This is a genomic window from Halorubrum salinum, assembly GCF_024494575.1.
In the GTDB taxonomy this organism is placed as follows: domain Archaea; phylum Halobacteriota; class Halobacteria; order Halobacteriales; family Haloferacaceae; genus Halorubrum; species Halorubrum salinum.
Genome location: NZ_JANHDO010000001.1, coordinates 416944 through 439238, shown reverse-complemented (window position 1 = coordinate 439238; position 22295 = coordinate 416944). Strand labels below are relative to the sequence as shown.

The 22295-nt window shown below is 69.6% G+C and carries 21 protein-coding genes; 9 read left to right on the top strand and 12 right to left on the bottom strand.

Annotation, left to right across the window (positions count from 1 at the left end):
- Positions 1-60: 60 nt before the first annotated feature.
- The 6 genes from NO930_RS02210 to NO930_RS02185 all read right to left on the bottom strand — a co-directional run bounded on the left by NO930_RS02210 (position 61) and on the right by NO930_RS02185 (position 5563).
- Positions 61-1227: an inorganic phosphate transporter gene (locus NO930_RS02210; RefSeq protein ID WP_256402336.1), complete on the bottom strand. Its 1167-nt coding sequence runs from the start codon at positions 1225-1227 to the stop codon at positions 61-63.
- Between the two features lie 67 nt (positions 1228-1294).
- Complete coding sequence (locus NO930_RS02205) at positions 1295-2437, bottom strand: ATP-NAD kinase family protein (RefSeq protein ID WP_256402335.1); 1143 nt, start codon at positions 2435-2437, stop codon at positions 1295-1297.
- A 281-nt stretch (positions 2438-2718) separates the two neighbouring features.
- Positions 2719-3411 (bottom strand): competence/damage-inducible protein A, encoded by a 693-nt coding sequence (locus NO930_RS02200; protein WP_256402334.1) that lies wholly within the window; start codon positions 3409-3411, stop codon positions 2719-2721.
- A 153-nt stretch (positions 3412-3564) separates the two neighbouring features.
- On the bottom strand, positions 3565-4329 hold the full coding sequence (locus NO930_RS02195; RefSeq protein ID WP_256402333.1) for a DUF5803 family protein: 765 nt from the start codon (positions 4327-4329) through the stop codon (positions 3565-3567).
- 14 nt (positions 4330-4343) lie between these two features.
- Positions 4344-5039 carry a DUF2110 family protein gene (locus NO930_RS02190; protein ID WP_256402332.1) on the bottom strand — a complete coding sequence of 232 codons (696 nt, stop codon included), beginning with the start codon at positions 5037-5039 and terminating at the stop codon, positions 4344-4346.
- Complete coding sequence (locus NO930_RS02185) at positions 5039-5563, bottom strand: transcription factor (RefSeq protein WP_137784274.1); 525 nt, start codon at positions 5561-5563, stop codon at positions 5039-5041. Before NO930_RS02185 ends, NO930_RS02190 begins: the two co-directional genes overlap by 1 nt.
- A gap of 193 nt (positions 5564-5756) precedes the next feature.
- Here NO930_RS02185 and NO930_RS02180 point away from each other — a divergent pair, with 193 nt between their 5' ends.
- The gene (locus tag NO930_RS02180) at positions 5757-6734 is read left to right on the top strand and encodes a hypothetical protein (RefSeq protein WP_256402331.1); all 978 of its coding nucleotides are present in this window, start codon (positions 5757-5759) and stop codon (positions 6732-6734) included.
- 80 nt (positions 6735-6814) lie between these two features.
- Here the strand turns inward: NO930_RS02180 and NO930_RS02175 are convergent, their stop codons facing one another.
- Positions 6815-8377: a PAS domain-containing protein gene (locus NO930_RS02175; protein ID WP_256402330.1), complete on the bottom strand. Its 1563-nt coding sequence runs from the start codon at positions 8375-8377 to the stop codon at positions 6815-6817.
- Positions 8378-8451: 74 nt separating this feature from the next.
- On the opposite strand from NO930_RS02175, the gene NO930_RS02170 reads away from it, so the two are divergent.
- Positions 8452-9936: an ATPase domain-containing protein gene (locus tag NO930_RS02170; RefSeq protein WP_256402329.1), complete on the top strand. Its 1485-nt coding sequence runs from the start codon at positions 8452-8454 to the stop codon at positions 9934-9936.
- Between the two features lie 9 nt (positions 9937-9945).
- Here the strand turns inward: NO930_RS02170 and NO930_RS02165 are convergent, their stop codons facing one another.
- Positions 9946-10608: a tRNA (cytidine(56)-2'-O)-methyltransferase gene (locus tag NO930_RS02165; protein ID WP_256402328.1), complete on the bottom strand. Its 663-nt coding sequence runs from the start codon at positions 10606-10608 to the stop codon at positions 9946-9948.
- A 156-nt stretch (positions 10609-10764) separates the two neighbouring features.
- Between NO930_RS02165 and NO930_RS02160 the strand changes: the two genes are divergently transcribed.
- Positions 10765-11856: a phosphoribosylaminoimidazolesuccinocarboxamide synthase gene (locus NO930_RS02160; RefSeq protein WP_256402327.1), complete on the top strand. Its 1092-nt coding sequence runs from the start codon at positions 10765-10767 to the stop codon at positions 11854-11856.
- A 19-nt stretch (positions 11857-11875) separates the two neighbouring features.
- Here the strand turns inward: NO930_RS02160 and NO930_RS02155 are convergent, their stop codons facing one another.
- On the bottom strand, positions 11876-14596 hold the full coding sequence (locus NO930_RS02155; protein WP_256402326.1) for an AAA domain-containing protein: 2721 nt from the start codon (positions 14594-14596) through the stop codon (positions 11876-11878).
- A gap of 88 nt (positions 14597-14684) precedes the next feature.
- The gene (locus NO930_RS02150; RefSeq protein ID WP_256402325.1) at positions 14685-15596 is read right to left on the bottom strand and encodes a 1,4-dihydroxy-2-naphthoyl-CoA synthase; all 912 of its coding nucleotides are present in this window, start codon (positions 15594-15596) and stop codon (positions 14685-14687) included.
- Positions 15597-15823: 227 nt separating this feature from the next.
- On the opposite strand from NO930_RS02150, the gene NO930_RS02145 reads away from it, so the two are divergent.
- From NO930_RS02145 to NO930_RS02135, 3 genes are read left to right on the top strand one after another with little or no spacing between them, the layout of a single operon-like run.
- Positions 15824-16843, top strand: coding sequence for an ABC transporter substrate-binding protein (locus NO930_RS02145; RefSeq protein WP_256402324.1), 1020 nt, complete (start codon positions 15824-15826; stop codon positions 16841-16843).
- Positions 16843-17670, top strand: a complete 828-nt coding sequence (locus NO930_RS02140) for an ABC transporter permease (RefSeq protein WP_137784375.1) — start codon at positions 16843-16845, stop codon at positions 17668-17670. The genes NO930_RS02145 and NO930_RS02140 overlap by 1 nt, the downstream gene beginning before the upstream one ends.
- Positions 17658-18590, top strand: coding sequence for an ABC transporter ATP-binding protein (locus NO930_RS02135; protein ID WP_256402323.1), 933 nt, complete (start codon positions 17658-17660; stop codon positions 18588-18590). Before NO930_RS02140 ends, NO930_RS02135 begins: the two co-directional genes overlap by 13 nt.
- 67 nt (positions 18591-18657) lie before the next feature.
- Here NO930_RS02135 and NO930_RS02130 read toward each other — a convergent pair whose 3' ends face one another.
- Positions 18658-18834 (bottom strand): hypothetical protein, encoded by a 177-nt coding sequence (locus tag NO930_RS02130; RefSeq protein ID WP_256402322.1) that lies wholly within the window; start codon positions 18832-18834, stop codon positions 18658-18660.
- Between the two features lie 127 nt (positions 18835-18961).
- Between NO930_RS02130 and NO930_RS02125 the strand changes: the two genes are divergently transcribed.
- From NO930_RS02125 to NO930_RS02115, 3 genes are all read left to right on the top strand, one after another.
- Positions 18962-19858 carry a universal stress protein gene (locus NO930_RS02125; RefSeq protein WP_256402321.1) on the top strand — a complete coding sequence of 299 codons (897 nt, stop codon included), beginning with the start codon at positions 18962-18964 and terminating at the stop codon, positions 19856-19858.
- 171 nt (positions 19859-20029) lie between these two features.
- Positions 20030-20428 carry a helix-turn-helix domain-containing protein gene (locus NO930_RS02120; RefSeq protein ID WP_137784692.1) on the top strand — a complete coding sequence of 133 codons (399 nt, stop codon included), beginning with the start codon at positions 20030-20032 and terminating at the stop codon, positions 20426-20428.
- Between the two features lie 94 nt (positions 20429-20522).
- Positions 20523-20951, top strand: a complete 429-nt coding sequence (locus NO930_RS02115; RefSeq protein ID WP_137784693.1) for a desampylase — start codon at positions 20523-20525, stop codon at positions 20949-20951.
- Positions 20952-21288: 337 nt separating this feature from the next.
- Here NO930_RS02115 and ubaA read toward each other — a convergent pair whose 3' ends face one another.
- Positions 21289-22152, bottom strand: a complete 864-nt coding sequence (gene ubaA / locus NO930_RS02110; protein ID WP_256402320.1) for an SAMP-activating enzyme E1 — start codon at positions 22150-22152, stop codon at positions 21289-21291.
- Positions 22153-22295: the final 143 nt, after the last annotated feature.

The following is a 22295-nucleotide window of genomic DNA, read 5'->3' as shown; positions in this document are numbered from 1 at the left end:
CCGAACCGAGAGTCGGCGGCTCCGGCTCGACGCGCCCCGCTTCCCGGCGCGCCGACGCGGCTACCAGACGAACCGGAAGAGCAGCGTGAACGTCACCAGCGCGCCGACCGTCGAGAGGAGCGGCACGACGTTCTGCATCAGGACGACGCGGGCGCTCGTGGTCGGGTTGAACAGATCCGCCGCGGAGGGGATGTTCGACGGGTCGCCCTCGCCGATGTCCGGCATCTCGTCTGCGGCGAGCGCGCCGACGGAGACCGTCGGCTCCTTCTCGCCGCGTATCCCCTGTTTGACGGTGACGGTCCGCGTCGCGCGCCCCCAGCCGAGCCCGACGATCGACATCGTCGCGATGATCACGAACGACGCCGGGATACCCACGGCGGAGAGGGTGATGACGATCCCTGAGGAGACGCAGGCGACGACGATCGCGGCGGTGAGCGGCAGGTCGGTGATGTCGTTTCCGAGCGTGTCGAGCGTCCGCCGGGCGATCGTGAACGCGCCGACCGCGACCGCGGCGCTCCCGAGGAGGATCATCGGCTCCATCTCGACGCCGTCGAGCGCGACGAGCGGCGCGATGGCGTTCGCGATGTTCGACGTGCCCGAGGAGAATGCCATCAGACAGCCGATGGCGATGACGACCGCGCCGCCGACGAGTTCGCGCCGGGTCGTGTTCGGCCCGGGAACGGGCCGCGGAATCACGCCGGAGCGGTCGAACTCGAACAGCGCGCCCTCGGTGCTCTCGATCGCGACCCACTTGTCGATGGTCGGATAGAAGTACCGGCCGACGACGCCGGAGACCCAGAACCCGATGATCGGGGCGACGATCCACCAGATCGCGATCTCACCCATCACCGCCAGATCGAGCGTCCCGGTCGCCAGCCCGAGCCCGGCGATCGCCCCCACCGCCGTCATCGACGTCGACGCGGGGACGCCGGCGAAGTTCCCGATGAACAGCGCGCCGCCGATGAAAAACAGGACGACGATGCTCGTCTCCAGCGTGAAGACGTTCGCGCCCGTCACGAGATCCTCGCCGAGCGTCGTCACGACGCGCTGTCCGAGCGTCCCCGCACCGACGAAGAAGAACACCGACATCAACGCGGCCGCGCCGGCCTTCGAGATCACGTTCGCGCCGACCGCCGGTCCGAACGCCGGCCCGGTCGTCGCCCCGCCGATGTTGTACCCGACGAACGCCGCGACCACGAGTCCGACGAGAAGCAGAACCTCGACCATATACGCGGATCACGATCCACGGTGGGTTAAACGAACAGGTTCGCGCGTCCCGTCGCCGCCGACAGACTCAGACGATCTTCATCATCCGCGTCTCGAACTTCCCGACGCGGACGCGGACCCACCCGGCCAGCTCGGCGTCGAGGGCGGGGTCGTCGGTGTCGACGCGGAGCGCGCGCACGTCGTCGAGCTTCGACCGAGACGCGACGATCTGCACCTCACAGCGCTCGATGACGGCGGGCGACAGCTGCGGGTTCCCCCGCCCGAAGACGAACCCCTGTCCGCCGATCGGCGAGACCACGATCACGTTCTCCTCGCCGAGCGCGTCGAGGATCTCGGACTCCGTCGCGTCGCGGGCGACGACCTCGCCGTCGCGCCACACGTCGACGCCGATCGGCGACGGCTCGAACCCCAGTTCCGCCTTGATCGCGCCGACGGTCGACCCCGGTCCGAGCACGAAGGTGACGCCCTCGCCGTCGCGCGCGCGAACGTCGTCGGCGACGCCCTCGGCCAGCGACTCGACGGTCCCGCTCGCGGTCTGTTTCGACGACTGGAGGTCGTCGGCGACGGGGACCGCGGCGACCGCCCGCAGCTCCGGGTGGACCTCGCCCTCGCGGTAGGCGTCCTCGTCGATGTCCATCACCTCGCGGCGCTCCGTCCGGGAAAACGTCGCCGCGACCTCCGCGGCGTCCTCCGGCGAGACCGCGAACACCGACGAGTACACCTTCACCCCGGCCGGGACGCCGAGCATCGGCACATCGGTCCCCTCCAGTGCGGTCGCCACGTCCGTCGCGGTGCCGTCGCCGCCGACGAAGACGACGAGGTCGACGGGCGCGTCGCCCGCGTCTTCGGTGCCGGTGTCGGTTCCGGGTCCGGTCTCGCGTTCGAGGCCGGCGAACGCCCGCACGACGCGAGCCGTGTGGTCCGCGCTCGTCTCGGTCGGCTCCGGGGCGTCGCCCTCGAACGGGTCCACGACGCGCACGGGGTCGAAGCCGGCCTCGCGGACCAACCGCTCTCCCATCGGGTCGGACGCGGTCGAGACGCGCGTCTCGGGGGCGACCGACGCGAGGCGGTCGAGCGCCCGGCGCGCGCGGTCCGGCGCGCGCGGCGTCGCCCCGCGCTCGACCGCCTCGGCGACCTTCCCGTCGGTGCCTTTGAGCCCGACGCGACCGCCCATACCGGCGATCGGGTTCATCACGAATCCGACGTGCATACCCGACACTTCGCCGGCGAGAACTTAAGCGAGGCGCGTCGGCCGGGCGGCGTCTCCGCCGGGTCGCAGCCGGGCCGCGACGGGCGAAGATCAATACTTAAGACGCCCCCAGAACAACCCCGATCCATGCTACTCGAAGCCGCCGTGACCGAACCGCTGCCGATCGACGCGACCGCGACCGCCGTGCTCGTCGCGAGTCTCGTCGTCACCGCCGCGTGGCTCGTGTACCTCTTCCGGTAGGCCGGCGACGCGTCACGTCGGGGAGCCGAAGACCGCCCCGATCACGCCGAGTCGACCAGCGTCGATCGGGTTCGGATCCACTCGGCGGCGCGCTCGGCCTCGTCCGCGCTCGCCGCCGTGATCTTCACGCGCACGCTCTCGCCGGGGTACGACCCGACGCTCACGTCGAACTCCGATTCGAGCGCCGCGAACCGCTCCAACAGCGCGCTCTCCGGCTCGTCGACGTCGACGACGACCGTGTGCGTCGGCGTCCCCTCGAACTCGTCGGCGACGGACTCGAACATCGCCTTCATCTCCCGCGGAACGCCCGGAAGCACGTACACGGACTCGACGACCGCGCCGGGCGCGACGCCCGCCTCGTTTTCGAGCGGCCGACAGTTCTCGGGGAGGTGCGTCGTCTCGGCCGCCAGGTCGTCGGCGCTGTATCCCTCTTCGGCGAGCCATCCGGCCGCCCGTTCGTTTGCCTCCAGATCGCGGCCGAAGGCGGCCGCGACGGCGTCCATCGTCACGTCGTCGTGGGTCGGTCCGAGGCCGCCGGTGACGATCACGGCGTCGTACTCGGCGTGATACTCGTTGACAACCCTCGCGATCTCGCCGACCTCGTCCGGGACGACGGTCACGCGGCGGACCCGCACCCCGCGGGCGTCGAGCCGGTCACAGAGCCACGTCGCGTTCGTGTTCTCGGTGTCGCCGACGAGGAGTTCGTCCCCGACGGTGACGATTGCAGCGTCCATGCCCGCACAAGGCGGGCGGGATAGAAAAGGACGCGGCCGGCGAGGGCCACCACGGGAGGCGGCGGCCGGTGCAGTCGGCGCTCGCGGCGACGCGTTACTCGTCGTCCTCGTACACGCCGAGTCCCATCTCCCGGCGGCGCTCGCGGCGACGCGTTACTCGTCGTCCTCGTACACGCCGAGTCCCATCTCCCGGCGGCGCTCGCGGAGGGCTTCGAGCTGTCGGCGGAAGTAGACCGTCCCGACGATCGCGGCGAGGATCGCGACGGCGAGGATGACGCCGAAGACGAGAAGGTCGGTCTCGCGGTACGACTGCACAACGACGGAGCCGCTCGTCACGTCCTCCCAGACGATGCGGTCGCGGTCGCCGACCGTCTCGACGTCGTACCCCCGGGGAGAGATGTGACCGACGACCGGGAACTCGGTGCTGAATCCGGGCGGCAGCGTCACCGCGTACGACCCCTCGACGTAGGTGAGCGTGGAGAACCGCCGCGGCGACCCGGTCGCCGAAAACGCCACCTGTCCGCCGCCCAGCCCGTCGCCGAACCGGATCCACGTCTCGTCCGGCGTCCGGTCGACCTCGCCGCCGCGGGCGCGGAACTCGGTGCCGTTCAACACCTCGCCGTCGGTCGTTCGGTAGCGGAACGCCTCGAACTCCAGCGGCTGGTCGCCCGCGTACGGCGTCTGTCGGTACAGGCGAAGCTCCTCCACGCCGGAGACGTTGTAGACGGCCGTGTACTGCGTTCCCGTCGAGAGGGTGAACGCGGCGTCGCGGTCCGTCGCGAAGTCGTACTCGCGCGGGGGATCGGCATCGAGGGTCGCGTTCGCGACGTCGCCGCCGTCGTTGACGTAGGTGAGACAGCCGGCGCTTACCGCGAGGAGCGCGACGACGGCGACCGCGAGGGCGAAGCGTCGGTTCACGGGGTCAGATCACCTCAGACGACACACCGCATCTCCGCCGGGAGGTACGATCCGATCGCGGCCAGCAGTCCCGGCGGGTCCGTGTTCTCGGTGCAGACGATGCTCTGTTCTAAGAGGCCGAGCCGCTCGACCGTGACGATGTCTTGGGCGTGGCCCGCGCGGTTCACCGTCGCGCGAACCTCGCCGCGGGTCGCGGAGTTGACGTTCACGCGGCCGTTCTCGCGCTGCCAGTCGTACAGCCGATCGCGCTCGCTGTCGGCGAGGCGGCTCGGCTCCGCGTCCGGGTCGCCGACGTCGCCGCCGTAGACGAACGTCATGGGAAGGTGCTGGACCAGTCCGAACCGCTCGACGACCTGCTCCGGCGATCCGACCCCGAGGCCGAGCCCGTCGGCGGGAACGAGCACGTCCTCGCCCGCGTCCAGCACGAACCCGTCGTCGTCCCACGATTCGAGGGTCCCGACGTACGTCTCGCCGGCGACGAGTCCCGCGTCGTGCGAGACGATCTCGCCCCACGTCTCCGCGAGGACGTTGCGGGCGACCTCGGCGTCGTCGCCGGTCACGTCGACCTGCACGAAGCCGTCGTCGCGGACGCCGACCTGCCAGTCGACGTGGAGGTCCCCGACGTCGTTCGCGACGAGCGAGCCCATGCCGTCGAGCGCGCGGTCGCGGGCGTCGCCCTCGACGTAGCACTTGGTTGCGAGGACGACCATCAGCCGGTCACATCCACGTTGAGTTCCTCGCGGAGTTCCTCGAGACGGCGTTCCATCGCCTCGCGGAGCCGGTCGTTGTCCATCGCTTCGACGGGCGAGCCGCACTCCGGGCACTCGAAGCCGAAGTCCATCGCCTCGCCGAACTCGAACCGGATCGAACACACCTCACAGAGGTAGAACTCGTGGGTTCGCTCGTACTCCTCGCGCTCCTCTAGGGCGTCGAGAAGCCGGTACATCTCCTCCTGGAGGTTCTCCGGGATGTTGTCGTAGTGGAACGTCCACAGGTACGTGAGCCAGCCGGAGTCCTCGTCGCGCACCCGGCGGTAGCTCGCGAGGTCGTTCTCGTACAGGATGAACAGCGCGCGGCGGACGTCGTTGAGCTCGAGTCCCAGCTCCTCGGCCAGCTCCTCGTCGGTGACCTCGCCGTCGGGCGGCGCGGCCGCGACCGGCATCCCCGTCGGTCCCACCAACTCGTGGAGGTACTTCTGGATGACGGGGTCGTTCAGTAGATCCTCAAAAGCCATTACGGGAAACTGGTGGCGGAACGGGATTAAAACCTCCGAAAGCCCCACGATCCGCCGGCGAGGCACCCCTCGCCGTCCCGCGCTCCCGGCCGGCGCGCGTGCCCGAACTCGCGGTCGCCGGCCCGCCGAGTGCGAGCGACGGGGTCCGGTAGTCCGGCAAAGCTTTAGGTCGGCTGTGTCACCACTCGTGCGTATGGCTCCGGGAGACGACGGCACGCGCGACCGACGCGGCCGCCGGGCGGTCGGCGCGCTCGCGTACCTCTCCGTCCCCGTGGTGCTCGTCGCGCTGCCGCTCGTCCCGCTCGCCGCCGTGCTCGGCCCCGGCGGCCTCGGTCTTTTCGGACCGGGTGCCGTCGGCGGACTCCTCGCGGCCGTCGTCGTCGGCCTCGGCGGGTCCGCGCTCGGCGGCCCGCTCCTCGTCGACCGCCGGGTCGCGGGACTGCCCGAGGCGGACCTCGACGACCGCCCCGCGGACTTCGTCGCCGACCGGGTGTCGACGCTCGCCGACGATGTCGGGGTCGACGCGCCTCGGGTCACCGTCGTCCGCGCCGAGGCCGCGAACGTCGCCGTCGCGGACGGCTACCGCGGCTCTCGGCTCGTCGTCTCCACGCGGCTGCTCTCGCTCCCGGAGGCCGACCGGGACGCGGCGCTCAGACACGCGCTCGTTCGGCTCCGGACCCGCGACCCGCTGCTCGTTACCGCCGTCCTCCCCGCCGTGGCCGTCGTCGAGACGGTGGCGCTGCTCGCGACGCTCCTCGTCGGCCGACGCGGCGAACGGACGGCCGGCGACCGCCGCGTCAACCGGATCCACGGGTACGAACCCGACCGCGAGCGAGTCCCGGCGTGGGCGTACACGGTCGCCGGGGTCCTGTGCTGGGCGCTGCTCTCTCCCGCGTGGGTCCCCGCCGCCGTCGGCGACAGGCTCACCGTCGCGGGCGGACGCCGCGACGCGGACGCCGCGGTGGCACGCGCCGGAGGAGGGGAGCGGACCGGGCTCGGGAACGCCGTCGCCTTCGCCAGCGACGCCGCGGGCGCCGCCGACTGGCCTCCGCTCCTCGACCGGCTCTCGTTCGTCTCGATGGCCGACGGCGAGACCGGCCGCGTGAGAGGCACGAGCCGGCAGGAAGCGCGGATCAGGCTCGCCCGGCTCCGCTCGAAGCGGGCGCTCTGATCGGTGGGCGTTTCGATCGGTAGACATTTTGATCGTCGACCGCTTCGAGCGGCGGCCGCTCCGATCGTCGACCGCTCCGTTCAGGGGTGTGCGGGGACGTCGAGCCGGAGCAGCGTCCCCGCCTCGCCGGTGGTCACCGTGAACTCCCCGCCGGCCCGGTTCACGACCCAGTACATGAGCCAGATCCCGAGCCGGTCGGCGTGGGTGAGCGAGGTCTCCCCCCGTTCGAGGACCTGCGTCTCGTGGTCCGGGATCCCCGGACCGTCGTCTTCGATCTCGACCCGTATCCACTCGTTCGAGAGCCGCTCGACGCGTATCGCCACCCACGGCGACGGCGCGTCGTTGTGTTTGACGGCGTTCTCCGCGCCCTCCTCGATCGCGGTGAACAGTCCGACGACGGTCACGACGACCGGGTCGTCGTCGGGTAAGGACACCTCGACTTCGGCGTCGGGGTGGCGGCTGTGGATGCGGTTCCGGAGTTCGACCAGCCGGTCGCGTAGGTCCACGCGGGCCGGGTCGGCGTCCGCGAGGGTCTCGTCGATCTTCTGTACCGCGCGAGCGATCCCCATCAGGTCGGTCGCGGTCTCGGTGATGACGTCGAGCGATCGGCGGTGTGACTCGTCGTCGATGTCCGCCCGCAGGAGGTCGGCGTATCCCTCGATGAGGTTCATCTTGTTCCGGAGGTTGTGGTTCAACACGCGTCCCATCACCTCCAGGCGGCGCTCCCGGATCTTCCGGTCCGTGATGTCCGACTGGAACCCCACGTAGTGTGTCACCGAACCCGTCTCGTCGCGGATCGGCGCGACGGTGAGTCGGTTCCAGAACTTCTGGTCGTTCGCGCGGTAGTTCAGGATGTCGACGGCGACCGGGCGTTCGGCGTCGATCGCCTCCCGAAGCTCCGCCCGCGTCTCGTCGTCGGTATCTTCGCCCTGCAGGAACCGGCAGTCCTTCCCGAGCATCTCCGGGCCGTAGCCGGTGAGCGTCTCGAACCCCTCGTTGCAGTACACGAGCGGGTTCGATCCGTCTTCCGTCGACCGCGCGAGGGTGATGCCGATCGGGGACTCGTCCATCGCCCGCTCTTTCAGCCGAAGCTCGTCGACGGTGTCTGCGAGCCGGCGCGAGGTGGTCCGCCGCTGGATCAGGTTGTCGATCCGAGCGACGAGCGCGCGTCGTTTCACCGGGAGCTCGATCACGTCGTCGACGCGGTTCCACGCGTCGGCCGGGACGGTGTCGGACCGCTCGCTCACGAGGAGCGCGAACGGGACGAACACGGGGTCGGCGGCCGCCCGCTGCGTCGCGATCGCGTCGTCGACGCGGTCGAAGGCCGCGTCGTCGAGCACGCAGCAGTCGAACGCGCGGTCGAGCGCTCCCGTTTCGGTCGCGGTGTCGACGCGGTACCGCTCGCCGAGGGCGTCGGCGACGAGGTCGCGGTCGCGGCCGGGGCGCATGAGCAACAGGACGCGTGCGGGGTCGTCTGCGGGCGCGGCGCGGTCGCGGTCGCCGGTCGCCGCCTGAGGACGGACCTTCCGGGGACGCGAGACCGCGTCGGCGTCCGTCGATCGGCCGGGATCGGGCTCCGATTCGGCGTGCGCCGCTCTATCGGTGTCGTGTGTGCCAGACGACACCTCGGAGTCGGGGCCCATTTCCTTTCGCTAGTGGGTTTACGGTCACTAAGAGTTATGGATTTATATGGCTCCTCGGGCTGTAATGCGACAGTATGACACCGTCGCTATCCGATCGGCTCTCGACCGGAATCGCCGGGCTCGACGAGATCCTCTCGGGCGGGCTGATACCGGAGCGGAGCTACATGGTGCGCGGACGGGCGGGCAGCGGGAAGACGATCCTCAGCCTCCACTTCTTGACGGCGGGGCTCGACGCGGGAGAGACGGGCCTGTTCATCAACCTCGAAGAGGACGTGAGCGACCTGAAGGCGAACGCGGAGTCGCTCGGGTTCGACACGGACGCTATCGAGTTCCTCGATCTCAGCCCGAGCGCGGACGTGTTCACCGACGACCAGTCGTACGAGGTGTTCGCCCCCGAGGAGGTCGAACGAGAGCCGCTCACCGACGCGATAGTCGAGGGCGTGACCGCGGCCGATCCGGACCGAGTCGTGGTCGACCCGCTGACGCAGCTCCGGTTCCTCCTGTCCGACGACTACCAGTTCCGCAAGCAGGTCGTCGGGTTCATGCGGTTTCTGAAGGCGCAAAACGCCACGGTGATGTTCACCGTGCAGGACACCGACTCGCTGCCGACGGACGATCTGGAGTTCATCACCGACGGGACGATCGGGCTCGGGAGCGAGGAGTACGGCAAGACGGTCGAGGTCCCGAAGTTCCGCGGGTCGTCCACGCAGAGCGGTGAACACGCCTACCGCGTCACCGACGCGGGGATAGAGGTGTATCCGGCGCTCCAGCCCGGCGATCACACGGGCGAGTACGACCTCGAACAGATATCCTCGGGCGTTCCGGAGGTCGACGAGCTGCTCGACGGCGGGATCGAGCGGGGGACCGTCAGTATCGTCAGCGGCCCGACCGGGGTGGGCAAGACGACCCTGAGCACGCAGTTCATGAAGGAGGCGGCCGGCCGCGGCGAGCGCTCCGTCATCTACCTGTTCGAGGAGACCGAGGAGACGTTCCTCACGCGGTCGCGGGCGGTGAACATCCCCGTCGACGAGATGATAGAGAAGGGGGCGCTGCAGGTGAACGAAGTCGAGGCGTTAGAGCGGTCGCCCCAGGAGTTCGCGCGGATGGTCCGCGACGAGGTCGAGGACCGCGGCGCGGACATCGTGATGGTCGACGGGATCGCCGGCTACCGGCTGACGCTTCGGGGCGCGGACGGGATGATGCTTCAGCAGATGCACGCGCTCGGTCGTTACCTCAAGAACATGGGCGTAACGGGGATCTTCGTCGACGAGACGCGGAACATCACGGGCGAGTTCCAAGCGACGGTCGAGAACATCAGCTACCTCGCGGACAACATCATCTTCCTCCGTCACCTGGAGGTGCAAGGCGAGATGCGGAAGGCGCTCGGCGTGTTGAAGAAGCGGACCAGCGACTTCGAGCGGACGATCCGGGAGTTCCAGATCACGCGCCACGGGATCAAGGTCGGCGAGCCGATGTCGGAGATGCGAGGGATCCTGAGCGGGACGCCGGAGATCGTCGACGACGGCCGGAACCGGAGAGGCGACGACGACCGCGAGTAGGTCAGCCGGTCACTCGGCGCCGCGGGCGTCGCCGGGGTCGCGCGGCTCGTCGTCGCCGGCGACCGCGTCGCCCTCGGCGGAGCCGCCCGCGTCACGCGCCTCGTCGACCCCGTCCGCGTCGACCACCGTCTTCCCGGTCGCTTCTGGGCGGACCCGGCGGTCCGCGTCAGCCCACTCGCGTTCCAGCTCCGTCCCCCCGAACAGCCTGTCGAGGAAGACGGCGAGCCCGGCGACCTCGGAGTGCGGCTGGTTCGTCACGCCCACGTTGTAGTCCGCGCGCTCGTAGAGCGCCCACGGCACCTTCTCGCCGCCGACGACGACGAGGAGGTCGCGCGGTCGTGACTCCTCCCCCGCGTCGTCGAGCCCGACCGCCTCGCGGACGTCGGCCTCGACGTCCTGTACGCGCTCGCCGTACATGGTCAGGTGGACGACGATCCCCTCGAAGTCGCGAACGATCGCCTTCTGGTCCGCGCGGAGTTCGACGTCGAACGGTCCGCCGAACCGGTCCGTGATGTCCCGCACCGTCTCCGCCGACTGTCCGGCGTTGTCGGGGAACACCACCCGGTCCGCGCCGAGCGCCCGGGCCGTGAGCCCCACGTGCGTCGTCATGCGGTCGTCGCGTCCCGGGCGGTGGCCGTACCGGAGGACGACGACCTCGCGCGCCTCGTGCATACCGGAGCGTGCGCGGCGACGGGTGTGGTCCTTTCGATGCGTTCCGCCGACTCGACGCCGCGTGTGAACCACGATTGTGGATCGTTTTGGCAGATGGCGGAACGGGATAGCCACGTAAATGAAAGATTCATGGGGGAGGCGGTCGCCGAGTGACGTATGACGAGCGTCAAGGAGTTCCGCGTCGACGAGCCCGCGACCGCCGACGCAACCGGACGGGGTCGGTTCGTCTTCACGGACGCGTACTCGGTGTTCGACTGGGGGCAGATGCCCGACGCGATCCCGCACAAGGGGGCGAGCCTCTGTGCGATGGGGGCGTACAACTTCGAACTGCTGGAAGACGACGGGATCGAGACGCACTACCGGGGGGTCGTCGATCCGGGCGGAGCCGGGGGATCCGAGGGCGTCCCGGACGGCGACGGAGACGCCGAGCCGGCGGTCGTCCCGCTCGCCGAGGCGACCGCGCCGCCGACGCAGATGGCGATCGAACTGACGCAGGTACCGGACCTCCCCTACGAGGGGCCTCGAACGGGCTACGACTACGACGCCTTCCACGCGGCGGGCGGGGGCAACTACCTCGTCCCGCTCGAGGTGGTGTTCCGGAACCGCGTCCCGGTCGGCTCCAGCCTCCGGACGCGAACGGAGCCGAGCGAGTTCGGACTCGACGCGCTCGCGGGCCCGGACGGCGAGTGGCCGGACGAACCCGTCGACCTGCCGAAGCCCGTGGTGGAGTTCTCGACGAAGTACGAGGAGCAGGACCGCTACCTGACCCGGGCGGAGGCCGACCGGATCGCCGGCGCGGCCGACATCGAGGCGCTGGAGTCGCTCGCTCGCGACGTGAACCGCGTCGTGACGGAACGCGCCGAGGCGGCCGGCTTCGTCCACGAGGACGGGAAGATCGAGTGCCTGTACGCCGACGGGGACCTCCGGGTCGCGGACGTGGTCGGCACCTTCGACGAGAACCGTTTCTCGTACGGCGGGCGAGGGGTCTCGAAGGAGGTCGTCCGCCAGTGGTACAAGGCGAACGACCCGGCGTGGGTCGAGGCCGTAAAGGAGGCGAAGGCCGCGGTCGACGGCCGCGAGATCGACGACTGGCGGGAACTCTGTGCGGAGTCGCCCGACCCGCTTCCCGCCGAGGTCGTCGAGGCCGTCTCGACGATGTACGCGGCCGGAACGAACGCCTACACGGAGACGGCGTGGTTCGACGTCCCAGACGTCGAGACGGCGCTCGCGGCGGTCGACGAGCTGTAAGTCGACCCGACCGCCCGCCTCACCGCCGCGCCCAGTCGAGCATGCGAGCGTAGAAGGGGTCCGAGGCGAGCGCGGCCGCGTCGCCGACGATCGTGAGCTGCTTTTTCGCGCGGGTGAGCGCGACGTTCACCCGGCGGTGGTCCTCGAAGATCGGTCCGTCGAGGCCGCCGCTCGCGACGAGCGAGAGGACGATGACTTCCTTCGAGGAGCCCTGAAACCGGTCGACCGTGTCGACGGTGACCGAGGTCCGGCGGCCGATCTCCGCGACCTGCGCGCGGAACGGCGCGATCACGCCGATGTCGTCCGGGTCGACGCCGGCATCGACGTAGGCGTCGACGATCCCCGCGACGCGTTCGGCCTCCCGGACGTTCCGGTTCCCGTCGCGCTCGCCGTCGGGGTCGACGAAGCTCACGCCGCCGGTCAGCCCGGGCGCGAGCGCGTCGTGGTCGACGCCGAGGTCCGCGAGCGTCTGCCCGGCCACCTCGGGCGTCGCCGGACGGAGCGCGCCGTCGTAGAACTCTGCGGAGGCGAACGCCTGGATGCGCTGGCTCATCCGGTACTGGCTGGTGAGCATGACGCTCGCGTCGGGGTACGCCTCGATGAGCCGCTGGAAGAGAGAGGTCTGTAAGTCGTTCTCCGCGCGGACGACCGGCGGGAGCTGCTCGTGGTCGCCCACGAGGACGAACCGGTCGGCGCGGGTGATGGCGGCGTGCGTGCCGGGCTCCGTGAGCTGGGAGGCTTCGTCGACGACGGCCACGTCGAACTCGCACTCGCGCATGACGCGGGAGCCGCAGGCCGCGGTGGTGGCGGCGACGACGGGCGCGTCACGGAGTTCGGCCGCCTTCTCGTTCGGGTCGCCGCGCTGGACGAGTCGCACGTCCTGCATGTCGCCGCGGACGCCGGTCTCGCTCCCGACGCGCAACACGTCGTCGAACCCCTGATCGCGGAGCGCGTCGAGGGCGTTGTCGACCGCCCGGTTGGTGAACGCCGACAGCAGCACGCGGTTCCCCTCGGCCACGAGGGCGCGGATCGTCCGGGCGATGGTGTACGTCTTCCCGGTGCCGGGCGGCCCGTGGATCAGCGCCAGATCCTCGGCGTCGACGGCGAGTTCGACCGCCTCGTTCTGGGCGGCGTTGTTGTCGATGTAGGCGTCCGGCGCGTCCGGGCTGCCGGAGCCGGGGCTCCCCGCGGGCCGCGCTTCTGGGTCACGGAACTCGGGATCGCGCCGACCGAAGATCACGTCCTTGCGGTCGGCCTCGCCCTTCAGGACCGCGTCGTGGAGCGCGGTGAGCGAGCGGTCGACGGAGATTTCGGAGGGGTACACGTCGAGCCGCCGGAGGTCGACCGGCTCGTCCGTCTCGACGACGACCTCGTCGCTCCCGAGCGACGTGATTCGGCCGAGCTCCGCGTGGCCGCCCACGGGGTCGCCGTCGCTCGCGAGCGCCACGTCGCCCTCGCGGAGCTTCGAGACGGCGTCGCCCGGCTTCCGGGCGCGCAGTTGCCACCGCGCGTCGTCGATCTCGGTCTGCGCGACGGGTTCGAGGTCGATCAGCGCGCGGTCGTCCGCGGCGCGCTCCTCCGGCGTCTGCTCCCACAGCTTCCGGTACTCGGCGTGGGTCTCGCGGCGCTCCTCTTCGAGGGCCGCGTAGAAGCGGTCGAAGTAGTCGCGCTCCTCGTCGGGGACGGGCGTGCCGATCTGCCCGGCCTTCGACTCCTGATCGAGGCGGCCGGAGACGACCATGCAGGCGTCCTGCTCGAAGCAGTAGCCGCAGTTCGCGTCGGCCTCGTGGCCCGTCGGGACCGTCGGGCGCTCGCCGGGGTCGTTGAGCGCGCGCCACTCCATCGCGGCGAGGGCGTTGCGCTCGCGCACGACGAACTCCAGGAAGCCGCGCCCGACCGTGAACTCCTTGGCCGGCGCGAGGTCGCCGGTCTCCTCGGTGCGCTCTACGGCGGTGTTTTTGGTGTACAACAGGGTGCCGATGTCGGGGTCGACGCCGCGCTCCTCCAACATGAGCGCGTAACAGGCCGCCTGGACCTTGTCGTGGAAGCGCGGCTCCCGCTTCGTGTTCTTCCCGGTCTTCAGCTCGACGGGCGTGCCGCGCCGGAGCGCGTCGGCTCTGCCCTTCAGTCCGAACGTCGGCGAGATGAGCGTGAACTCCGACCGCCACGTGTCCTCGTCGCCGAGAGTTCCCTGCGCGAGCCACCCCTCGATCGCGGCGGCGTTCCGCCGCACCTCGTCTTCGACCTCCGCGGGCTCGTACCCCAGCAGGCCGAGTTCCAGGCCGGCCTCCGCGACGCGCTCCTCGACCGAGTCGTCGAGGTCCATCCCGCGCAGCAGGTCGCCGAACACCTCGTGGACGATCGTCCCCTTGACGACCGGGTAGTTGAGCGGGATCCCGGAGAGCTTGTTCAGATAATACATGCGGGGACACTGCACCCACGAGCGGATCCCGGTCACGTCGACGAGGAAGTCGGGTTCGAGCACGACCCACGAGTCTCCCGTGGTGGCGTATCCCGTCTCGCCGCCGAACTCGTCTTCCTCGGCGTCGGTGACGAGGAGTTCCATCCCCGTCTCCGCGTGCTCGGCCGTCTCCGTCCACTTACCCCACAGCGTCACGTCGACCGGGTCGCCCGCGCCGCGGTCGGGCCGGATCCGGACCTCGCGGAGGTCGCGCTCGCCGTACGACGTCGACACCGTCCGCGCCTCGCCGACGGAGCAGATCGGTCCCCGAACGTTCACGGCCGCCCTCGGCGGCGGCACCGAAAAACGCTGTCGGTGGGGGCGGCGACCGCGTCGCAGACGGGAGCGGTGCCGATGCGCGTCGCGCTCAGTAGTGCCACGGGAACTCGCGGAACCCGGGCTCGCGCTTTTCGAGGAACGCGTCGCGACCCTCTTGGGCCTCCTCGGTCATGTACGCCAGTCGGGTCGCCTCGCCGGAGAACACCTGCTGGCCGACCATCCCGTCGTCGGTCATGTTGAACGCGTACTTCAGCATGCGCATCGCGGTCGGCGACTTCTTCGTCATCTCGTCGGCCCACTCGACCGCCACGCTCTCGAGGTCGTCGTGCGGAACCGCCTCGTTCACCATGCCCATGTCCGCGGCCTCCTCGGCCGAGTAGGTCTTGCCGCGGAAAAACACTTCCCGGGCCTTCTTTTGGCCGATCTGCTTCGCCAGATACGCCGAGCCGAACCCGCCGTCGAAGGAGGCCACGTCGGGGTCCGTCTGGAGGAACTTCGCGTGCTCCTCGCTGGCGAGCGTGAGGTCACAGATCACGTGTAGCGAGTGACCGCCGCCGACCGCCCAGCCGGGCACGACCGCGACCACGGGCTTCGGCATGAACCGGATCAGCCGTTGGACCTCCAGGATGTGGAGCCGACCGGCGCGCGCCTCGCGGACCAGCGGGTCGTCCTCCTCGCCCGCCTCGTCGTCGTCGCGGTACTCGTACCCCGAGCCGCCCCGGACCGACTGGTCGCCGCCCGAACAGAACGCCCAGCCGCCGTCTTTTTCCGAGGGACCGTTGCCGGTGAGGAGCACGCAGCCGACGTCGGCCTGCTTGCGGGCGTGGTCGAGCGCGGCGTACAGCTCGTCGACGGTGCCGGGGCGGAAGGCGTTGCGGACCTCGGGGCGGTCGAAGGCGATCCGGACGACGGGCACGTCGACGCCCCGGTGATAGGTGATGTCGTCGAACTCGTCCGTGACCGGTTCCCACGCGTCGGGGTCGAATGTCTCCGAGACCATATCGCCCCGTAGGCCGCCGTACTCATAAACGACGGCGGGTCGACGGTCACGCGTCCCCGATCGAGCAAGTATTGCATCGATCAGCGACGCGCCTCCGAGGGTGGAGGGTCGAAAAACGTCTACTGTGGCGGCTCAAAGAGAGCTATCGCCGAGATCCCCGCGTCATCGGAATACGCGGTCGTTGCTGGTGACGAGAGGATGTTGCCTGCGGAGCCCGCATACGAGGTATGTACGAACACGCGTCTGCCTCCCGTCGGTCCGTCCTCGCGGCCGCGGGCGGGGCGGCGACCGTCGGCGTCGCCGGGTGTCTCGGCGGCGGTGGCGGCGTAGACGAGTTGACGGTCGCGCACATGCCGATCTATCCCGACCTCCAGTGGTACGTGATGGAGGGCGAGGGGTATTTCTCCGAGATCGACGCCGAGGTCACGGGCGAGGAGTTCACCGACGGACCGGCGATCGTGCAGGCGTTCGGCAGCGGCGAGATCGACGTCGCGATGTTCGGTATCGTGCCGGCGATGATCGTCATCGACCGCGGTATCCCGGCGCAGGTGACCGCCGCGAACATCCGCGAACCGATGGGGATCATGGCCGAGTCGTCGTTCCACGAGACGTTCGAGTCGGAGGGGGCGGACGCCTTCGAGACGTGGCGCGAGGAGCGGGGCCGCCCGTTCCGCTTCGGTACGTTCCCGCAGGGGAGCGTCCCCGACGTGTTGCTTCGCTACTGGTTACAGGAGACGGGAGTCGACCCGGCGACGAACGACGCCGTCGAGATCATCGAGATCAACGGGGCGAGCGCGGTCTGGCAGGCGATCGCGAACGACGAGATCGACGGCACCTCGATCATGGAACCCGTGCCGACGATCGCGGAGGCGGAGGGATCGTCCGTGACGATGCTCCGAACCGCGGCGGATATCCTCCCCGGTCAGCCCGCGGCCGTCACGCTGATGAGCGACGCGGTCCGCGACTCGCCGATCGCCGGGCAGTTCCTCGAACAGCACGTCCGCGCGACCGAGTTCATCGACGAGAACCCCGACGCGACCGCCCAGCACGTCGAGGCGGGGATCGGGATGCCCGCTGACCGGGCGCGACGCGCGCTCGACTCGCCGCTGTCGAACTTCATCTCCGACCCCGCGGAGATCACCGACGCGACGCAGGTGTTCTCCGAGTTCGCGGCCGCGAACGGCCAGATAGACGAACAGCTCTCGACGGACCAGATATTCGACCTCGACGTCTACGACTCGCTCTGATGGCGACTGACACCGGCGGACGGTTCGACGAGGCGGGCGGGGACGTGAGCGGCGCGACCGGGCTCCGCGCGGACCTCGGACTCGGCGACACTCGGCGGCTCCGGCGCGGCGTCGGGGGCGTCGTCGGGTTCGTCGTCGTCTGGCACCTCGTGTCTCTCACGACGTCGCCGATCGTGTTGCCGTCGCCGGCCGCGGTCGCGGAGGCGTTCGTCGTCGAACTCGCCTCCGGGACGATGACCGCGGCGCTGCTTTCGAGCGTTCGCCACTGGATCCCGGGAACGGTCGTCGGCACGGGGCTCGGCGTGGGGGCCGGCGTCGCGTTCGGCTGGAGCCGCGTCCTCGACGACGTGACGGCTCCGCTGGTGCGCGCGCTCAGGCCCGTGCCGCCGCTCGCGCTGATCGGGTTCGCGATAGCGTGGTTCGGTCTCAACCACGCGGGTGCCGCCTTCATCATCGCCGTGGGCGCGTTCTGGATCAACTTCTACGCGGCCTACGGCGCCGTCGAAGGCGTCTCAGAGGACCTCCTCGACGTGGGGCGAACGCTCGGAGTTCGGGACGACCTCGACATGATCCGGTCCGTCGTCCTCCCCGCGTCGCTTCCGGGGATCACGACCGGGATCCGGACGGGACTCGGGCGCTGTTGGATGCTCGTCGTCGCCGCGGAGATATTCGGCGTTCCGGGCATCGGACGCGAGATACTCCGAGCGAGCAACAACCTGCTCGTCGACACGTCGATCGCGTACATCCTCGTGTTGAGTCTGATGTACCTCGTCGTCGACGTGGCGTTCCGCGCGACCCAGAGGCGGGTGTTAGCATGGCAGGCGTGAACGGCGACGGCGCGTCGACCAGCGACGTCGGAGGAGCGGAAAACGGCGGCACGACCGACACCGCCGGAGGGACGGAAAACGGCGGCACGACCGACACCGCCGGAGGGACGGAAAACGGCGGCGCGACCGCGGGGACGGACGGACGACGCGCGGCCGACGAGGGGGTCGTGGTCGATCGCGTCGGAAAGACGTACGGCGGCTCCGGCTCCAGCTCTGGCGAGACCGCCGTCCGCGCGCTCGACGACGTCTCCTTCGCCGTCGATCGCGGGGAGTTCGTCTGTCTCGTCGGCCCCTCCGGGTGTGGCAAGACGACGCTGTTCCGGATCATCGCCGGGCTCATCGAGGCGACGGACGGGACGGTCCGGCTCGGCGGCGCGCCCGTCACGGGACCGACCACCGACATGGGCGTGGTCTTTCAGGAGTACCACCTCTTCCCGTGGCTCACGGTCGAAGAGAACGTCGGGTTCGGCCTCGACCGCACCGACCGACCCGAGGCCGACAGGGACGCTCGGGTGACGGAGATGCTCGAACTCGTCGGCCTCGACGAGTTCCGTGACGCCTACCCGAAGTCGCTGTCGGGTGGCATGAAACAGCGCGTCGCCATCGCGCGGGCGCTCGCCGTCGACCCGGCGCTTCTGCTGATGGACGAGCCGTTCGGCGCGGTCGACGCGCAGACCAGAGAGATGCTCCAACGCGAACTCCTCGACGTGTGGCGATCGACCGGGAAAACCGTGCTCTTCGTCACCCACGACGTGGCCGAGGCGGTGACGCTCGCCGACCGGATCGTGGTGATGGCGGCCGATCCGGGCCGCGTCCGCGAGGTCGTCGACGTCGACGTCGACCGTCCCCGCGAGCGCGGCGATCCGGCCTTCGGCGAGCACGTCGCCCGCGTCCGCGACCTGATCGGGACCGGCGAGTAGCCGCGATCGGGGCGGCGCATGCTCGCCCGTTCTCACCCCGAGTGCCGTGTTCCGGACACCGCGTGTCTCAGCCGCTGTCGCCGCCGCTGTCCTCGTCCACCGCGTGTTCCAGTTCGTCCATCCGGGACCGGATCACGGACAGCGTCGCGTCGGCGTCGGCGTATCCCTGCTCGTAGTCGTCCAGCGCGGAGCCGGCCTCGGTGAGGAACTGCTCGACCGCCGTCTCGATCGGGTCGTCGCTCATGACTCGGGCGTTCGGTCCCGGGTGGGTTATATTTCCCGACCGAGAGGTTTATTAACACGCCGAGAGTATTGTGTGATATGAGAATTACTGTCTGGGCGACGGCAGAGAGGCCGGGGGGCGGCCGGCGATGACGGCGGGCGGGCCGAGCGCCAGCGCCTCGGCGTTCGACGGGCCGGCCACGCGCGGGAAGTCGGCGGTGCTCGCGACGGACCTGTCGACGGCCAGCGAGTCGATGATCGAGTCCGAGACGGGGTTGAACTGTCTCGCCCGGATCGGCGTCGACCGGATCCACCTCGTCACGGTCGTCCCCTCGAACGTGCACTCGGGAATGCCGGGAATGAAGTTCCAAGAACGGCGAAAGAAAGCGCTCCAGCGCTATCGATCGCGCGTCGAAGACGCCGGCTTCACCGTCGAGACGCACGTCGTCCGAGGGACGCCGCACCGACGGATCAACGGGATCGCCGACTCGGTCGCAGCCGACCTGATCCTCGTGGGGTCGCGGGGGAAGAGCCCGCTCGAGAACCGCGTCATCGGGTCGACGGCGCGGAACCTCGCGCGGACGGCCGTCGTTCCGCTGCTCGTCGATCGGATCGAGCGCGGGGTCGACGACCCCGACACGATCCGGCGGCACCTGTTCGAGCGCACGCTGTTCGCGACCGACTTCTCCGAGAACGCCGAGCGCGCATTTCGGGCGTTCGAGTACCTCCGGCACGCGACCGCCGAAGTGACCCTAGTACACGTCGAGTCGCCGAAAGACGACGCCGGCGAGGACCCCGAATCGCGGCTGTCAGAGCTCGCGACGCGGCTCGACGAGTGGGACATCGACACTCGAACCGAGATCAGGCGCGGCGATCCGGCCGACGAGATACTCGCCGCCGAGGAGGCACACGACCCGAGTACCCTTCTCCTCGGATCGCGCGGACAGAGCCGTCTCCGGCGGCTGCTCCTCGGCAGCGTCTCCGAGGAGGTGGTCGCGCGGGCGACCGGGAACGTCTTCCTCGTTCCGCCGCCGCGGTCGGCGTAGCGTCTCTCCCGCGACGCGCGCGGTCGGCGAGCGCCGAGTCGCTGGCGCGGTCGCCCATCAGCGTCGACGCGGACGCTCGCGCGTCGGCCGTGTCGGTTATCAGAACGAAGCACAATTGTATTATCCACACACAAGCCTTTTAGGCGCGTACGACATACGCACGGTAAGACAATGCCAGACTCTCTGTCCGAACAGCTCCAGAGCGACATGCAGTGTGAGGGGCTCTTGGAGTGTTTTCACGGGCTCAAACCGCTCGACCGGGAGTGTTTCTCCGTCCTCGTCGAGAGCGAGGAACCCATGACGATCGACGCCGTCGCCGAGGCGGTCGACCGCGAGCGTTCGACCGCCTACCGCTCGGTCCAGCGGCTCTTACAGACCGGGTTCATCACGAAAGAGCAGATCAACTACGACCAGGGCGGCTACTACCACGTCTACTCGCCGACCGATCCCGAGAAGATCACGAACGAGATGCAGCGGATGCTCAACGACTGGTACGCGAAGATGGGCCAGCTCATCCGCGAGTTCGAAGAGAAGTACGACCAGGCCGAGCCGCCGCAGGCGTCGAGCTAGCGGCGGCCCGGACAACGCCTGCCGCTATCGCGGACGCGGCACACCCTTTGCCGGTCGGGACGGACTTATTGAGCGGACGCCCCTCGTTTCGCGCATGATCGAACTCTCGCGTGCGGTCTACGACGACATCGTGTATCACGCCTACAGCGGCGGGGAAGCCGAGATCTGCGGCGTGCTCGCCGGCACGCGCGGCGACGGCGACGAACCGAGCGTCGTCACCGAAACCTACGAGGCGGAGAACGTCGCGGAGACGCCGGAGATCCGCTACCTCATCGATCCCGAAGAGCAGTTCGAACTGATCGAAGCGGTCGAAGGCGACGGCCGCGACCTGGTCGGCTTCTACCACTCGCACCCGACCGGGCCGACGCACCCGAGCGAGACGGACGCGGCGCGGGCGACGTGGCCCGACCACTCGTACGTCATCTGCGCGCTCGACGGCTACCCGTTCGTCGGATCGTGGCGCTGGCGCGGCGACGACGCGGGATTCGAACAGGAGACGGTCGCGGTGCGGAGCGAGCGGTAACACGGGAACGGGTATTCGGTCTGCTGATACCTCGCTGGGTCGCCTTCGTCCTCGTGACTGCCCCTCGAGTCCCACCCGACCGCTCCGCACAGCACCTCACGCCTCCCCAGCCTCGTCAGTCGCCGCCGCTTCGCTCCGGCGACTGACTCCCTCGCGCGGTGCCGTTCGCGGCCGCCGAGGGCGGCCGCTCACGGGCACGCGCCACCGCACTGATTTATGTGCGAACTGTCGCCGCTGACGCTCGCGCTTTTCAGATGTGATCTCACTGTCAGTGATCGCGTGAGAAACGCAGAAACGCGGAAACGCGGAACCGTCAAAGCGGTCCGAGCGTCGGGGCTCAGTCGGTCGCTTCGATCTCGGGTTCGGACTCGTCGTCGCCGCCGACGTCGATCGCACAGGAGGCGGTGTACTCCACGTCGTGGACCGACTCGATGGCGGGGTCGTCGCCGCAGACGGGGCAGTCGTCGCGCTTGGGGATCTCGACTTTGTCGAACTCCATGTCGAGCGCGTCGAAGAAGAGCATGGAGCCGTCGAGGCTCTCGCCCTCGCCGATGACGTGTTTGACCGTCTCCGTGGCCTGCAGACAGCCGACGGTGCCGGGGAGCACGCCGAGCACGCCGGCGGTCGCACAGTTCGGGACCATCCCGGCGGGCGGTGCCTCGGGGAACAGACAGCGGTAACACGGGGAGTCGTCGTCTCCCGCGAACGTCGTCACCTGCCCCTCGAACTTGAAGATGGAGCCGTGCGAGAAGGGGATCCCGGCGAGCGTACACGCGTCGTTGACGAGGTACCGCGTCGCGAAGTTGTCGGTGCCGTCGACGACGAAGTCGTATCCGGAGATCAGCTCCTCGATGTTGTCGGGCGTGACGCGCAGCTCGTGTTTTCGCACGTCGATGTCGGGGTTGAGCTGGGCGACGAAGTCGGCGGCGGAGTCCACCTTCTTGCGCCCCACGTCGTCGTTCCCGTGAATCACCTGTCGCTGGAGGTTCGACAGCTCCACCTCGTCGTCGTCGGCGATTCCGAGCGTTCCGACGCCTGCGGCCGCGAGGTACTGGATGATCGGCGCGCCGAGCCCGCCGGCACCGAGCACGAGCACCTCCGCGTCGAGTAAGGCCTTCTGTCCGTCGGGGCCCACGTCGTCCATGATGATGTGTCTGGAGTAGCGGTCAAGCTGGGTCGGGTCGAGATCGAGATCGCTCATTGTCCCTCATAACGGCTACAGACGCATAAGCCGGCCGTCCACCGGTGTGATCTGCCGCGATCTCGGAGGAGCGCGCAGAGCGCGCAGGTCGGCGAGACGCCCGGTCGGACCAAACGGTCAGTCTCCGGGCGGCGGCCGGGGGA

What these genes read in the sequence shown, in the direction of transcription:
- NO930_RS02160 (WP_256402327.1), top strand. Translation starts at nt 10,765, where the DNA reads ATGACGAGCGTCAAGGAGTTCCGCGTCGACGAGCCCGCGACCGCCGAC.
- NO930_RS02135 (WP_256402323.1), top strand. Translation starts at nt 17,658, where the DNA reads ATGGCAGGCGTGAACGGCGACGGCGCGTCGACCAGCGACGTCGGAGGA.
- NO930_RS02120 (WP_137784692.1), top strand. Translation starts at nt 20,030, where the DNA reads ATGCCAGACTCTCTGTCCGAACAGCTCCAGAGCGACATGCAGTGTGAG.
- NO930_RS02125 (WP_256402321.1), top strand. Translation starts at nt 18,962, where the DNA reads ATGACGGCGGGCGGGCCGAGCGCCAGCGCCTCGGCGTTCGACGGGCCG.
- NO930_RS02210 (WP_256402336.1), bottom strand. Translation starts at nt 1,227, where the DNA reads ATGGTCGAGGTTCTGCTTCTCGTCGGACTCGTGGTCGCGGCGTTCGTC.
- NO930_RS02165 (WP_256402328.1), bottom strand. Translation starts at nt 10,608, where the DNA reads ATGCACGAGGCGCGCGAGGTCGTCGTCCTCCGGTACGGCCACCGCCCG.
- NO930_RS02175 (WP_256402330.1), bottom strand. Translation starts at nt 8,377, where the DNA reads ATGGGCCCCGACTCCGAGGTGTCGTCTGGCACACACGACACCGATAGA.
- NO930_RS02200 (WP_256402334.1), bottom strand. Translation starts at nt 3,411, where the DNA reads ATGGACGCTGCAATCGTCACCGTCGGGGACGAACTCCTCGTCGGCGAC.
- NO930_RS02190 (WP_256402332.1), bottom strand. Translation starts at nt 5,039, where the DNA reads ATGGTCGTCCTCGCAACCAAGTGCTACGTCGAGGGCGACGCCCGCGAC.
- NO930_RS02115 (WP_137784693.1), top strand. Translation starts at nt 20,523, where the DNA reads ATGATCGAACTCTCGCGTGCGGTCTACGACGACATCGTGTATCACGCC.
- NO930_RS02170 (WP_256402329.1), top strand. Translation starts at nt 8,452, where the DNA reads ATGACACCGTCGCTATCCGATCGGCTCTCGACCGGAATCGCCGGGCTC.
- ubaA (WP_256402320.1), bottom strand. Translation starts at nt 22,152, where the DNA reads ATGAGCGATCTCGATCTCGACCCGACCCAGCTTGACCGCTACTCCAGA.
- NO930_RS02185 (WP_137784274.1), bottom strand. Translation starts at nt 5,563, where the DNA reads ATGGCTTTTGAGGATCTACTGAACGACCCCGTCATCCAGAAGTACCTC.
- NO930_RS02145 (WP_256402324.1), top strand. Translation starts at nt 15,824, where the DNA reads ATGTACGAACACGCGTCTGCCTCCCGTCGGTCCGTCCTCGCGGCCGCG.
- NO930_RS02150 (WP_256402325.1), bottom strand. Translation starts at nt 15,596, where the DNA reads ATGGTCTCGGAGACATTCGACCCCGACGCGTGGGAACCGGTCACGGAC.
- NO930_RS02140 (WP_137784375.1), top strand. Translation starts at nt 16,843, where the DNA reads ATGGCGACTGACACCGGCGGACGGTTCGACGAGGCGGGCGGGGACGTG.
- NO930_RS02130 (WP_256402322.1), bottom strand. Translation starts at nt 18,834, where the DNA reads ATGAGCGACGACCCGATCGAGACGGCGGTCGAGCAGTTCCTCACCGAG.
- NO930_RS02180 (WP_256402331.1), top strand. Translation starts at nt 5,757, where the DNA reads ATGGCTCCGGGAGACGACGGCACGCGCGACCGACGCGGCCGCCGGGCG.
- NO930_RS02205 (WP_256402335.1), bottom strand. Translation starts at nt 2,437, where the DNA reads ATGCACGTCGGATTCGTGATGAACCCGATCGCCGGTATGGGCGGTCGC.